This window comes from Bacillus sp. SN1 (genome assembly GCF_002796895.1).
In the GTDB taxonomy this organism is placed as follows: domain Bacteria; phylum Bacillota; class Bacilli; order Bacillales; family Bacillaceae; genus Bacillus; species Bacillus inaquosorum.
Map to the genome: position 1 here is coordinate 1,054,479 of NZ_PHIE01000001.1, position 12,802 is coordinate 1,067,280.

A 12,802-nucleotide genomic window follows, 5' to 3' on the forward strand; every position below is an offset into this window, starting at 1 on the left:
TTGTTTTGGGTTTTTCACTTTGGCCTCCTTTCTTTCCTTTATAGGATTATATTTGATATGATGAGAAAAAAGCTTGAGGAGGAATGATTCATGGATTCAATTTCACAGAAATTAAATACATATGCACAGCTGGCGGTCGAAGTCGGCGTAAACGTCCAAAAAGGCCAGTATGTAGTCGTAAATGCTTCAACAGATGTACGGGATTTTGTCCGCTTCATTGTGAAACATGCATATGAAAAAGGCGCAAAAAATGTAACGGTGAATTGGCAGGATGACGAAGTCGCCAAATTCAAATATGAACTCGCGCCGTTTGAAGCATTTGAAGAATACCCTGAATGGGAAGCAAAAGGCAGAGAAGAGCTTGCTAAAAAAGGAGCTGCTTTCATCTCTGTCGTGTCGTCAAACCCAGACCTACTAAAAGGTGTAGATTCCAAACGGATTGCTGCATTCCAAAAAGCAGCAGGCAAAGCATTACATACATACAGACAATATATTCAATCGGACAAAGTCAGCTGGACTGTCGTAGGTGCGGCATCAGCAGGCTGGGCTCAGAAAGTGTTTCCTGGCAAATCAGAAGAGGAAGCGATTCAGCTTCTGTGGGAAGAAATTTTTAAAGCAACGCGCGTAAACGAAGACGACCCGGTACAAGCTTGGATCAAGCATGATCAAAATCTACATGAAAAAGTTGACCATTTGAACGAGAGACATTATGCTGCTTTACATTATCAAGCAAAGGGAACTGATTTAACCATTAAGCTGCCGAAAAAGCATGTTTGGGCAGGCGCGGGCAGCGTAAATGAAAGCGGCCATGAGTTTATGGCCAATATGCCGACAGAGGAAGTATTTACGCTGCCGCAAAAAGATGGAGTCGACGGAGTCGTATCGAGCACAAAACCGTTAAGCTACGGCGGAAATATTATCGAAAACTTCACCCTCACTTTTGAAAATGGCCGTATAGTCGACATTAAAGCCGAAAAAGGCGAGGACATTTTAAAAGAACTGGTGGAAACAGATGAGGGTTCTCACTATTTAGGTGAAGTGGCACTTGTTCCTTACGATTCGCCTATATCACAATCAAATATTCTTTTCTATAACACATTGTTTGATGAAAATGCGTCAAATCATTTGGCGATCGGCAGTGCCTATGCCTTTAACATTGAAGGCGGAAAACAGATGTCTCGTGAGGAGCTTGTCAAAGAAGGCTTAAATGAAAGCATTACACACGTGGACTTTATGGTTGGTTCTCAGGATATGAATATTGACGGAATTACAGCAGACGGTAAAAGAGAGCCTATCTTCAGAAACGGAAATTGGGCTTTTTAATAAACAAAAGGAGGCTTTCGCCTCCTTTTTATTTTTCTGCTTCATACATTTGCAGATTGGCATAAACCGTTTCTAATATAGGTGCCGGAAGAGATAAACGCTTTGCTTTTTCAAGCAAAAAGCCGTGCAGGTGGTGGCCTTCAGTCGTTTGTCCGTTTTCCATGTCACGCAGCATGGAGGACTTCATATGATAAGACATGCTTAACATCGTCTGGAAGCTCTCTTCCTCAAGACTCGGATCAGCCGGAACGCCGTCTTTTCGCAAAATAGAGCCAATCTCTCCAATAAGAGTTTGAGCCGTGTGACGTCCGCCTTCTGTTTCGAGGATCGGGCCAAGCGGCCTTTGAAATAACGTTGTGATCCCCGATTGCGCCGCAATAAACAGATACTTTTTCCAAATGTCCTTCTCGATATGCTCGCTGATAATGACTTCTGCCTTCACGCCTGAAAATGCCTCTTCAAGCGCTGTTATTCGTTCCGTACGCTCACCGTTCCATTCTCCGAATACAAAACGATGCGATGCGCTCGTATGATGAATTTCTCCCTTGTTGTCTAGGGCACTTTCTATAAAACACAAACCGCCCAGCACCTGTTCTTTTGAAAATGCCGCAAACAGCTGCTCGTAGTGTCGGTACCCGTTTAAGAAAGGGATAATGACAGATTCGCGATTGATAAACGGTTTGACATCGTTTATTACTTGACCAAGTGAATATGCTTTAGAAGCGATGATAACGACATCAAACTGCCCTGTTTCTCCAGCACTGATTAATGCGGGCTGAAATGATACATTCCCTTTTTCACTATGGATGGCAAGCCCGGTTTCTTTTAACTGCTCAGCTCTTTTTTGGCGTACGAGAAATGTCACATCATTGCCTTTCTCTGCAAGCCGTCCGCCAATATACCCGCCTACTCCTCCTGCTCCGACAACTAAAAATTTCATGTCGTGTCCCCTTTCATATCTATGTAGCAAAAAAAGCAGAGGAATCTCTGCTTTTTTTATCACGCGTATAGTTCAGTCAATTTTTTCTGCACATCAGCATTTTCAAGGAACTCATCATAGCTCATTTGCTTATCGACGATGCCGTTAGGTGTAATTTCTATAATTCTGTTGGCAATGGTCTGTACAAACTGATGGTCATGGGATGTAAACAGCATAGCGCCTTTAAAGCTGATTAAGCCGTTATTGAGCGCTGTAATGGATTCTAAGTCTAAATGGTTGGTCGGCTCATCCAAAATTAAAATATTGGCGCCAGAAAGCATCGCTTTCGAAAGCATACAGCGAACCTTTTCTCCCCCGGATAGTACATTTGCTTTTTTGTGGACTTCTTCGCCGGAGAACAGCATGCGACCTAAGAATCCGCGTAAAAAGCTCTCACTTTGGTCGTGAGGAGAATATTGGCGAAGCCAGTCTACAAGATTCAGATCACTGCCTTCGAAATATTCGCTGTTGTCTTTTGGAAAAAACGCTTGAGATGTTGTAACGCCCCATTTATACGTTCCGCTGTCAGCTTCCATTTCCCCGGAAATGATTTTAAACAGCGTAGTAACAGCCAGTTCATTGCGGCCAGTAAAAGCAATTTTATCTTCTCTATTCATAATGAAGCTGACATTGTCGAGCACTTTTACGCCATCGATTGTTTTCGTTAAGCCTTCCACCCGAAGAACATCATTTCCGATTTCCCGTTCCGGCGTAAAGTTAACGTAAGGATAGCGGCGGGAAGACGGTTTAATATCATCCAGCGTAATTTTTTCAAGAAGTTTCTTTCTTGATGTTGCCTGCTTAGATTTAGACGCATTGGCGCTGAATCTAGCGACAAACTCTTGAAGCTGTTTAATTTGCTCTTCTTTTTTCTTGTTCGCTTCTTGAGAAAGCTTTAACGCCAGCTGGCTTGATTCGTACCAGAAATCATAGTTTCCGACATAGATTTGGATTTTGTTAAAATCAAGGTCAGCGATGTGTGTACACACTTTATTTAAGAAGTGACGATCATGGGATACGACAATAACTGTGTTTTCAAAGTTAATCAGAAACTCTTCCAGCCACTGAATCGCCTGAAGGTCCAAGTGGTTCGTCGGCTCATCAAGCAGCAGAACATCCGGCTTGCCGAATAATGCCTGGGCCAAGAGCACTTTTACTTTCTCTGAACCGCCAAGGTCTTCCATCTTCTTCGTATGAAGATCTTCTGAGATTCCAAGGCCTTTTAGAAGGATCGCAGCTTCACTTTCCGCTTCCCATCCGTTCAGCTCTGCAAATTCACCTTCGAGCTCAGCAGCACGAATTCCATCCTCATCTGAGAAATCAGGCTTCATGTAAATAGCGTCTTTCTCCTGCATGACTTCATACAGGCGTTTGTGACCCATAATGACCACTTTCAGCACTTCATACTCTTCGTACTCAAAATGGTTCTGCTTCAAGACGGCAAGACGCTCGCCAGGACTCATATGAACGTCGCCTGTCTGAGGCTCAATTTCGCCTGATAACACTTTCAGAAACGTTGATTTACCGGCACCATTTGCACCAATTAACCCATAGCAGTTGCCTGGGGTAAATTTAATATTAACATCTTCAAATAACTTGCGATCTGCAAACCGCAAGCTTACATTATTTACAGCAATCATTTATTATCCTCCATCATGTCTATCATCAATAAAAGTATACCATGAATGCAGGGCAAGAGAAATGATTCCCTGATAAAACAGAGAGAAAACACTTATACACTCAAAGCGGCCAGCTATGTTACAATGAACCAGAGAGATGCATCCGGCTGGAAAATTACACTCTCACGGAGGAACACGTTGAGGCTTTTAACACTTACTGAATACTGCTTATTAATCTTTTTTACGGGCTTTTACCTTGCCGTAACAGGCTTTACCGCCAAAGATATCGGCTTATATATTGGCATAGCCCTTATTTACATATTTTCGCATATTTTCTCTAAACGACTTTTAGAAAAGCGCGGAAAAGAGAACAAACAGGTTCACCTTTTCTTCAGTGTGCTGGCCATTATCGGTTCAGTGTTCATCACGGTATTATGCATTGCATTCGTCGCTTCTTTTTCAAATTAAAAAACGCCTGCTGTCCAAAGGCCAGCAAGGCGTTTTTATTTTGTTTGACGCATTTCGTTAAACGGGAAAAAGACAAACTTCGATGTGCCGACAATCCGGTCTTCCGCAATCAGTCCCAGCCCGTTTCGGCTGTCCATTGAATTCAGCCGGTTATCTCCCATGACAAAATATTTGCCTTTTGGAACCTTAACCGGTCCAAAGTCGCCTGTCAGACTGACACCAAGTTTTTCTGCTTCCTTTTTGTTTTTAGACAAATAAGGTTCGGCTACTTTTTTTCCGTTTATATAAAGCGTGTCATCCTTCATTTGAACGGTTTCTCCAGGCTTTCCGATCAATCTTTTTACATAATGGATTTTTGACGTCTCACCGTTGATAATGACGATATCTCCGCGCTGCAGTTCGCCGATATAGTTGACTGTTTTATTCACAAACAGCCTTTCTCCATCATGTAATGTGGGATACATAGATGAACCTTCAACTAAATAAGGCTCAAACAAAAAGTGACGGATCAGGAGAGCCAGCAGAACAGCGATGACAATCGCTTTTCCCCATTCCAAGTACGTATTGGTTTTTTTCTTCGCCGTTTTTTCAGTTTTCGTGTTTTTTTCCTCGGTCAAAGTGTTTCCTCCTAGACGATTGCTATGTCAGTTGTTTCCCTTCTTTTACTTTATCATAAATGATGATAAAGTACATAACTTAACCGCGCTCCCGCCAGCAGGATAAAGAAAAAGCGTCCTTTCGAATGAAGGACGCTTTTTTTCTTATTTCTCTGTAACAGGTTTTTTTAAGATACCGAGGATAATTGCCATCACAACAGCACCGATCACGATACTTAATAGGTAAAGCAGCGGGTGGTTTGTAATGAAGGCTACGAATACTCCTCCGTGAGGGGCCGGAAGCGTTACACGGAAGAATTCTGTTAATCCGCCGGCAACAGCTGCACCAACGACAGCAGCTGGAATGACGCGAAGCGGATCAGCCGCAGCAAACGGGATCGCTCCCTCTGTTACGAAAGCAGCACCCATGAAGTAGCATGTAATACCTGCTTCACGGTCACGCTGAGAGAACTTGTTTCGGAAAATTGTTGTTGCAAGTGCGATACCAAGCGGAGGAACCATACCGCCGGCCATGATCGCTGCATGAGGCGCATAGTTGCCTGCATCGATCATCGCGATACCGAACGTAAAGGCTGCTTTATTAAGCGGGCCACCCATATCGATCGCCATCATACCGCCCAAAATAATACCCATTAATACTAAGTTTCCAGTACCAAGGCTTTCAAGCCAGTTTGTTAAGAAATCCATAAATGCCGCTACCGGTGTATTCACAACGAAACGCATGATAATACCAGTTAAGAAAATACCAAGCAGCGGATAAATTAATACAGGTTTCAGTCCGTCAAGTGACTGCGGAATAAAGACGAATGCTTTTTTCAAAAGAACAACGATATAACCAGCCAGGAATCCGGCAATTAAACCGCCTAAGAATCCAGCATTTGCTTGAGTTGCCATAAATCCGCCGACCATACCAGGCGCAAAACCAGGACGGTCTGCAATACTCATTGCGATGAATCCGGCAAGAACAGCCACAATTAATCCTAATGCATTGTCACCGCCGATAAACTTAAGAGCTGCAGCAAACGTATTGTAAGTAGGATCATCCGGATTGGATGAATTAATTCCCCAGAAGAATGAAATGGCAACGAGGATACCGCCGCCGACTACGAACGGAAGCATGTTGCTGACACCGCTCATCAAATGCTTATAAAACGCGCTTCCGATGCTGTTGCCAGACTTGCCTCTTGCTTCATCTTCATCGTTTGAAGCTGAAGAAGCACCGCCGCTTCCTTGATAAATCGGCGCATCTTGATTCATCGCTTTTTCGATAAGCTCTTGCGGGCGTCTAATACCTGCTGTAACAGGTACTTGAAGCACGCGCTTGCCTTTAAAGCGCTCCATTTCAACCTGCTTGTCCGCTGCGACAATGATTGCAGGTGCATCTTCAATTTCTTGGGCAGTCAGCTTGTGCTTAATACCGCTTGACCCATTTGTTTCGACCTTAATGTCCACACCAAGCTCTTTCGCTTTTTCTTTAAGGGCATCCGCCGCCATGAATGTGTGTGCAATACCTGTCGGACATGCAGTAACCGCTAAGATTTTCCCTTTTCCGGCAGGTGCTGGTGCCGCTTCTTCTTCCTCTTCCTCATCGTCATCATCTTTATCGTGCTGATTAATAATGGCGATGATGGCATCTTCTGACTCAGCTTCAAGGAGCTGCTTGCGGATTTCTTCACGCATTAGCAGCGTTGAAAGTCTTGACAATGCTTCAAGGTGAGTGTTGTTTGCGCCTTCAGTCGCAGCGATCATGAACACCAAGTGAGCCGGCTGGCCGTCTAATGATTCATAATCGACACCGTCTTTAGAACGTCCGAACGCAATCGCCGGGTTGATAACGCTTGCCGTTTTCGCATGCGGGATAGCGATTCCTTCACCAATACCCGTTGAGCTCTGGCTCTCACGATTTAAAATGGCTTCTTTGTAGGCTTGTCGGTCATTTAACTTTCCAGCCTTATCAAGAACAGTGACCATTTCGTCAATAACATTTTCTTTTTCTTTGCTCTCAATATTAAGCTTTATCGTATGCTTCGTTAAAAGCTCAGTTATTTTCACTTTTGTTTCCTCCTCTATAGACGTGTGACCTTAACTTCAGGAAGAAGCTGCTGGACAAATTCTTCTGTTCCAAGTTCTTCAGAGAACGCGGTAGCGCTGCCTGATGTCACTCCTAAGCGGAATGCTTCTTCAAGCGGCAGCTGTTTGGAAATACCGGCAAGAAAACCTGCAACGACTGAATCTCCTGCTCCGACTGAGTTTACCAATTTCCCCTTTGGCACGTTAGCAAAGTAAACAGCTTCCTTCGTAAACAGAAGCGCTCCGTCTCCGGCCATGGATACGATTACATGTTCAGCGCCTTGTTCTACAAGCTTTTTCCCATAAGGAACAGCTTCTTCAACAGATGTAATTGTCGTGCCGAACATTTCTCCCAGCTCATGATGGTTTGGCTTCATCAAAAACGGTTTCATTTCTGTCGCTTTTAAAAGCGCCTCGCCTGAGATATCCAGAACAACTCGCGCGTTCTGCTGTTTGCTGGCCTCTGCGATTTTTTCATAAGTATCGTGAGGCAGTGAAGATGGAATGCTTCCTGCAAGGACGACGATATCTCCCTCTTGCAAAGATTGGAACTGTTCTAAAAAGGCTTTGAAATCTTCATCCGAAATTGTCGGTCCCTGCCCGTTAATTTCAGTTTCATCACCAGTTTTCAGCTTTACATTGATACGGGTATCTTCTTTTACTTCAGAAAAAGCTGTTTCCAGGTTTTCTTCCCGCAAAAACGTTTTGATATATTCTCCGGTAAATCCGCCGACAAATCCGAGCGCTTTAGACGGTACATGGTGTCTTTTCAGCAGTCTCGATACGTTGATGCCTTTGCCCCCTGGATACTTTGTATCGTATACGGAACGGTTCAGGCCTCCTACAGTAAAATCTTCAACGTGAACAATATAATCGACAGATGGATTAAGTGTTACAGTGTAAATCATGGTTTCACTACCTTTACGACAGTTTTTTCTTGGTAATTATCGAATGTAAGCTCTTCAGCGTCAGTCGTAATGATTGTTGCGTCGCCTATTCCGGCGAATGCCGAAAATGAAATTTCTCCGAATTTCGAAGGGTCTGCTAAGACGTAAGCGTGTTTTGCCTGTTTGACAGCTTTCTGTTTTAAAAGGGCCTCATCAGGGTCCGGCGTTGTGAATCCAGCCTCTGTATGGACACCGTTTGTCCCCAGAAAGCTCTTATCGAATCTGTACTGATCCATGGCAATCAGTGAAGCGCCTCCAATAACCGCGCCCGTTCTGTGCTTTACGTATCCTCCAAGCAGATAAAAAGAAATTTCTTTCCTTATTAATGCTTCGATATGCATCACCCCGTTTGTGACAACGACAATATCTTTGCTTTTATCCATAAAATCAATCATGTGCAAAGTCGTCGTGCCTGCATCAAGATAAATGCAATCCCCTTCTTCTAAAAATGAAGCCGCTTTTTCAGCAATCTTCAATTTATCGTGAAGGTTTTTGGATGATTTTTCAAGCATATCGGGTTCAAGTCTAATATCGGAAAGCTTGGCAGCTCCCCCATGAACACGCTTTAAAAAACCGCGTTCTTCAAGTGTCGATAAATCTCTTCTGATTGTTGATTCAGAAGCATTTGTCAGATTTATGAGCTCTTGAATTTTTACCACATCATACTTTTCTATTTGATCAATAATCAATTGATGCCGTTCAGGAGTTAGCATGCTTCACCTCCTAATGAAAACGTATTCATTTTGAATACAATTTCATTGTAAACGCTATTTTCAGTTTAGGCAACTAAAATCATTCAAATTCATTCAATAACTATCAAAATCTTTCACGTTTCTCCATATTAACGCATGTCTATAGGGTTTGTAAACTGTAAATTCGACAAAAATAAGGACAATTGTACGACATTTTCTTCTTATTTTAATGAAAAAAGTCTTTTATATTCGTAGTAGAAATCACTAAACATAAAAAAGCCTCATGCATGTTGCATGAGGCTACTCGTAACGCAGAGCTTCAATCGGATCAAGCTTTGCGGCTTTATTTGCAGGAAGCATGCCGAAAATAACACCAATGAGCATACTGAAAAGCACGCCCCCGCATACAACCTGCCAGGATATGAGTGACGGCCAGCCCGCAATGGCAGAAACAAGCGCGGCCCCTCCGTACCCGATTCCTATCCCAATCAGTCCGCCGATAAGCGTCAATACGACTGATTCAATTAAAAACTGAGTCAGAATCTGCCCCCTCGTCGCACCGAGTGATTTTCTGATTCCGATTTCTCGCGTCCGTTCTGTGACTGATACGAGCATAATATTCATAACACCGATTCCGCCGACCAAAAGAGAGATGCCTGCAATTGAGCCGATAATTGTCGTCATAATCGCCGTTACTTTGCCAATTCCGGCAGCAATCTCTTCCATGTTCATCACTTGATAAGAATCCTTTGTGCCATGATTGTCATTTACCAGCTGTGCAGCTTCTTTTCCAGCTGATTTTATGTTGTCTGCTGATTCGACTTGCAATGATACGTTACTGAAATCACTTGTGCCAAAAGAGGATTTCATCATATTAAATGGCACATACATTTCACTTAATCCGAAAGAAAGCAAGCCTGTTTCTTTTTTCAGCACGCCGATAATTTCAACAGGCTGTCCGTTGACCCAGACTACTTCACCGAGAGGGGAGGTTTTATCAAACAGCTCTTCTGCCATCTTTTGAGAGATGACTCCGGCTCTTTTCCCCGCGAGAAAATCATTGTCGGTAAAGGTTCTGCCGCTTTCTATTTTTAAAGAATTGACATTCATATATCCATCGTTTATTCCGTTAATCGTAACATCCGTTTCTTCCTCATGATAACGCGCTGTCATACTCTCTGAAGTGGAAGCAACGACTTGTTTGATGCCCTCTATCTCTTTTAAACCTTTAATATCGTTTTCTGTAAACGTAGATTCTGCTGCAGCGTTCGGATTGCTTGCAAGCTCCTCATCGCTTGGCATGTAGTACAGCTCCACGGTATTTCCCGGACCGCTGATCGACTGCTTCAGCATTTGCTCGCCGCCCTGCCCTACCGCAACGACGACAATGACAGAGCCTACACCAATGATAATGCCGAGCATCGTTAAGATTGAACGCATTTTATGGGCAAGGACAGAGCTTAGAGCCATTCTGATGTTCTCTAACAGGCTCATTCTCCCACGCTCCTTTGCCCGGAGCTGGCAGGAACAATGTTTCCGTCACGCACCATGATGATCCGATTCGTGCAATCCGCAACCTCCGGCTCGTGAGTAACAAGAACGATTGTCGTTCCCTCGGCATTTAATGCTGTAAATTGATCCATAATTGCCGCGCTTGTTTTCGTATCAAGCGCGCCGGTCGGTTCATCAGCTAAAATCAATTTTGGCTCATTCACGATCGCCCTCGCAATCGCCACCCGCTGCTTCTGCCCGCCCGACAGCTCATTGGGCATGTGGAGCATTCGATCAGCTAACCCGACTTTTTCCAACGCTCTCTCAGCCCGCTCTTGACGTTCTTTTTTGCCTATCCCGGAATAAATCATCGGCAGCTCGACGTTTTTTTTGGCATTCAGCCGCGGAAGAAGCTGAAATTGCTGAAATACAAAACCGATGGACTGGTTACGGACTGCCGCCAATTCTTTATCTTTATATGAAGAAATATCTTCGCCGTCTAATTTATACGTACCGGAAGTCGGCCGGTCAAGGCAGCCGATTATATTCATGATCGTCGATTTCCCTGATCCTGACGGCCCCATAATTGAGACATATTCCCCTTGATGGATGTCCAAATGAATAGAATGGAGAACATCAAACGTTTCCCTGCCGATCTGATAGCTTTTTCGCACATTAGAAAGCTGAATCATTTATGCTTTCACTTCCGTTCCATCGGTCACCTGATCAGAAGGATTCAAAATGACTTGATCATCTTGAGAAATTCCTTCTTTAATTTCTGTCAGATCATCTGTTACTTCACCGATTTTGACATCAACTCGTTTTGCTTTTCCGTCTTTTACTGTATACACATAATATTGATCATCTTCTTTTTTAACTGCCTTTGAAGGAAGCGTATTTGCTTTCCGCTTATCTGTTTCAATATTCATGATGAATTTAAAGCCTGGCTTTCCTTCTGGAAGCTTCCCTTTTATTTTCACTTGAAGGGGGTATTGGACTGCTTGTTCTGTTCCTTGTGCCGCAGTGCTTTCCTGCTGATCCGGAACAAGTCCGACAGCGGAAACTGTGCCTTTCCATGTTTTATCCTGGATAACATCTGAAGTGAGTGTGACCTTCTGGCCTTTTTTGACTTTCAGTGTATCGTATTCAGATAATTTCCCTGAGACGACAAGGTCTTTCGGGTTGCCGATATGTATGACAGGCTCTTGAATATCTGATTTTTTGGATGCCGCTTCTTGGTTGACAGAAATAACAGTGCCTTCGATTTCGCTTTTCACTTCAAGATCTGATACCCGACTGGCAAGTGACTGCCGCTGAAGCTCGGTTTGTTTTAATTCGATCTCAGCTGTTTTTTCCTGCATTTGAAGCTCCGTCCGTTCAGACTCAATTTGTTTTTCTGCTTCTTTCTTTCCAACCTGTTTTGCCAGTTCTTTTTCTTTATTGTCTAACGCTTTTATCTTTTCTTGAATTTGGTCAATTTGAAGCTGATTCGATTCAGCCGTTAACTGGTTCTGTTCTTTTTCCAAGCTCAGCTGCTCATTTGTATAGGTGACTAAAGGCGTGTCCTTTTTAACTTTATCGCCTTCCTTCACTTTAATGTCTTCTAATGTCCCTTTATCCGCTTCATAGAACACATACTGTTCATTTGAAAATTTAAGTGTGCCGGGAATCATAACCGTTGACGAGATTTCTTTTTCTTCGAGTCTTCCCGTCTGTATATTCTGGCCGGCGCTGCCGCTTGTCGGAGCGGCAGACCGGTATATATTTATTCCAATAAAAAGAGCGACTAAAGCGGCGATTCCAATTCCGATCCAAACTTTTTTCATGAGTTTATGCACCCGCCACAGAATTGATTAAACCTGAAAAGAACGAAAAGGCAACCAAAATGCCGAAAAGAACAATGACTGAAATCCATCCTGCTTTTTTAGAGATGCCGCCTGTTTTGTGAAGTCCGATTGCTAATAATACATAGCTCCATATACTGAATATCTCAAAGGTGTTTAACACGCTGGCGAGAGCCCCGTCAGACTGGATAATTCCTGCCAGTGACGTCGTGCTGTAAAGAGGATTCGCGTCAGTCGTAAAAGCAACAATTCCGTTAATCAATAATCCAAGACTGCTAATCAAAGAGACAAATAGACCGAGAGAAAACATTTTTTTGTATGACGTAACACCGCCTGATATTTTTACACAGAGCCAATAAATAAGAGGGGCAATAAATAACGCTGCGATACCGCCGAAAATAGCGCCTGCCATTCCTCCAAATTTGGTTATGGTTGCGACAGTTTCAATTTGTTCAGCTGATAACCCTTGAGTGTCCCCGCTTTTCAAAAGTTCACTATAATCCGTACCGAGCGATTGCAACACCGCGCCAACGATGATAATCACTGCAACAATAAAAAGCGGCCCCCATACAACCGGCCTTTCTCTTATTCTTTCAAATTGAACGGCCGGACTTGTGATCACTCCGAAAAGTGACGGCTTTTCAGTCACCATTCCGCTGTTTTTTTCTACATTTGTTTCCATTTCAAAACCTCCTTGAGAATATCTAACAGATCATACGGGAGAAGTATCAAAAAGTTTCATGTTTTTCTAA

Annotated in this window: 12 protein-coding genes; 2 read left to right on the top strand and 10 right to left on the bottom strand. The window is 43.4% G+C overall.

Features of this window, described 5'->3' with window-relative positions:
- The first annotated feature begins 90 nt into the window (after positions 1-90).
- The gene (locus CVV77_RS05100; protein ID WP_100274766.1) at positions 91-1,323 is read left to right on the top strand and encodes an aminopeptidase; all 1,233 of its coding nucleotides are present in this window, start codon (positions 91-93) and stop codon (positions 1,321-1,323) included.
- A gap of 28 nt (positions 1,324-1,351) precedes the next feature.
- On the opposite strand, the gene CVV77_RS05105 is transcribed toward CVV77_RS05100, so the two are convergent.
- Together CVV77_RS05105 and CVV77_RS05110 are read right to left on the bottom strand one after the other, a co-directional pair.
- A complete protein-coding gene (locus tag CVV77_RS05105) occupies positions 1,352-2,263 on the bottom strand; it encodes a ketopantoate reductase family protein (protein ID WP_100274767.1) in 912 nt (303 codons plus the stop codon).
- A gap of 59 nt (positions 2,264-2,322) precedes the next feature.
- A complete protein-coding gene (locus CVV77_RS05110; protein WP_003238870.1) occupies positions 2,323-3,942 on the bottom strand; it encodes an ABC-F family ATP-binding cassette domain-containing protein in 1,620 nt (539 codons plus the stop codon).
- Positions 3,943-4,119: 177 nt separating this feature from the next.
- Here CVV77_RS05110 and CVV77_RS05115 point away from each other — a divergent pair, with 177 nt between their 5' ends.
- The gene (locus tag CVV77_RS05115) at positions 4,120-4,389 is read left to right on the top strand and encodes a hypothetical protein (RefSeq protein WP_100275141.1); all 270 of its coding nucleotides are present in this window, start codon (positions 4,120-4,122) and stop codon (positions 4,387-4,389) included.
- A gap of 35 nt (positions 4,390-4,424) precedes the next feature.
- On the opposite strand, the gene sipT is transcribed toward CVV77_RS05115, so the two are convergent.
- The 8 genes from sipT to yknW form a co-directional block, all read right to left on the bottom strand.
- The gene (gene sipT, locus CVV77_RS05120) at positions 4,425-5,006 is read right to left on the bottom strand and encodes a signal peptidase I sipT (RefSeq protein WP_003238872.1); all 582 of its coding nucleotides are present in this window, start codon (positions 5,004-5,006) and stop codon (positions 4,425-4,427) included.
- Between the two features lie 144 nt (positions 5,007-5,150).
- Positions 5,151-7,058 (bottom strand): PTS fructose transporter subunit IIABC, encoded by a 1,908-nt coding sequence (locus CVV77_RS05125; protein ID WP_100274768.1) that lies wholly within the window; start codon positions 7,056-7,058, stop codon positions 5,151-5,153.
- A 14-nt stretch (positions 7,059-7,072) separates the two neighbouring features.
- Entirely contained in the window at positions 7,073-7,984 is a 912-nt protein-coding gene (gene pfkB / locus CVV77_RS05130; RefSeq protein ID WP_019258289.1) for a 1-phosphofructokinase, read from the bottom strand.
- Positions 7,981-8,736, bottom strand: coding sequence for a DeoR/GlpR family DNA-binding transcription regulator (locus CVV77_RS05135; protein ID WP_100274769.1), 756 nt, complete (start codon positions 8,734-8,736; stop codon positions 7,981-7,983). Before CVV77_RS05135 ends, pfkB begins: the two co-directional genes overlap by 4 nt.
- A 279-nt stretch (positions 8,737-9,015) precedes the next feature.
- A complete protein-coding gene (skiZ, locus tag CVV77_RS05140) occupies positions 9,016-10,209 on the bottom strand; it encodes a sporulation-delaying-protein transporter subunit SkiZ (RefSeq protein WP_100274770.1) in 1,194 nt (397 codons plus the stop codon).
- The gene (gene yknY / locus CVV77_RS05145) at positions 10,206-10,898 is read right to left on the bottom strand and encodes an ABC transporter ATP-binding protein YknY (RefSeq protein WP_100274771.1); all 693 of its coding nucleotides are present in this window, start codon (positions 10,896-10,898) and stop codon (positions 10,206-10,208) included. The genes skiZ and yknY overlap by 4 nt, the downstream gene beginning before the upstream one ends.
- The gene (locus tag CVV77_RS05150; protein ID WP_100274772.1) at positions 10,899-12,032 is read right to left on the bottom strand and encodes an efflux RND transporter periplasmic adaptor subunit; all 1,134 of its coding nucleotides are present in this window, start codon (positions 12,030-12,032) and stop codon (positions 10,899-10,901) included.
- Between the two features lie 4 nt (positions 12,033-12,036).
- Positions 12,037-12,732, bottom strand: coding sequence for a YknW family membrane protein (yknW, locus tag CVV77_RS05155; RefSeq protein WP_100274773.1), 696 nt, complete (start codon positions 12,730-12,732; stop codon positions 12,037-12,039).
- Between the last annotated feature and the right edge of the window lie 70 nt (positions 12,733-12,802).

What these genes read in the sequence shown, in the direction of transcription:
- pfkB (WP_019258289.1), bottom strand. Translation starts at nt 7,984, where the DNA reads ATGATTTACACTGTAACACTTAATCCATCTGTCGATTATATTGTTCAC.
- skiZ (WP_100274770.1), bottom strand. Translation starts at nt 10,209, where the DNA reads ATGAGCCTGTTAGAGAACATCAGAATGGCTCTAAGCTCTGTCCTTGCC.
- CVV77_RS05100 (WP_100274766.1), top strand. Translation starts at nt 91, where the DNA reads ATGGATTCAATTTCACAGAAATTAAATACATATGCACAGCTGGCGGTC.
- CVV77_RS05105 (WP_100274767.1), bottom strand. Translation starts at nt 2,263, where the DNA reads ATGAAATTTTTAGTTGTCGGAGCAGGAGGAGTAGGCGGGTATATTGGC.
- CVV77_RS05150 (WP_100274772.1), bottom strand. Translation starts at nt 12,032, where the DNA reads ATGAAAAAAGTTTGGATCGGAATTGGAATCGCCGCTTTAGTCGCTCTT.
- CVV77_RS05110 (WP_003238870.1), bottom strand. Translation starts at nt 3,942, where the DNA reads ATGATTGCTGTAAATAATGTAAGCTTGCGGTTTGCAGATCGCAAGTTA.
- CVV77_RS05135 (WP_100274769.1), bottom strand. Translation starts at nt 8,736, where the DNA reads ATGCTAACTCCTGAACGGCATCAATTGATTATTGATCAAATAGAAAAG.
- yknW (WP_100274773.1), bottom strand. Translation starts at nt 12,732, where the DNA reads ATGGAAACAAATGTAGAAAAAAACAGCGGAATGGTGACTGAAAAGCCG.
- yknY (WP_100274771.1), bottom strand. Translation starts at nt 10,898, where the DNA reads ATGATTCAGCTTTCTAATGTGCGAAAAAGCTATCAGATCGGCAGGGAA.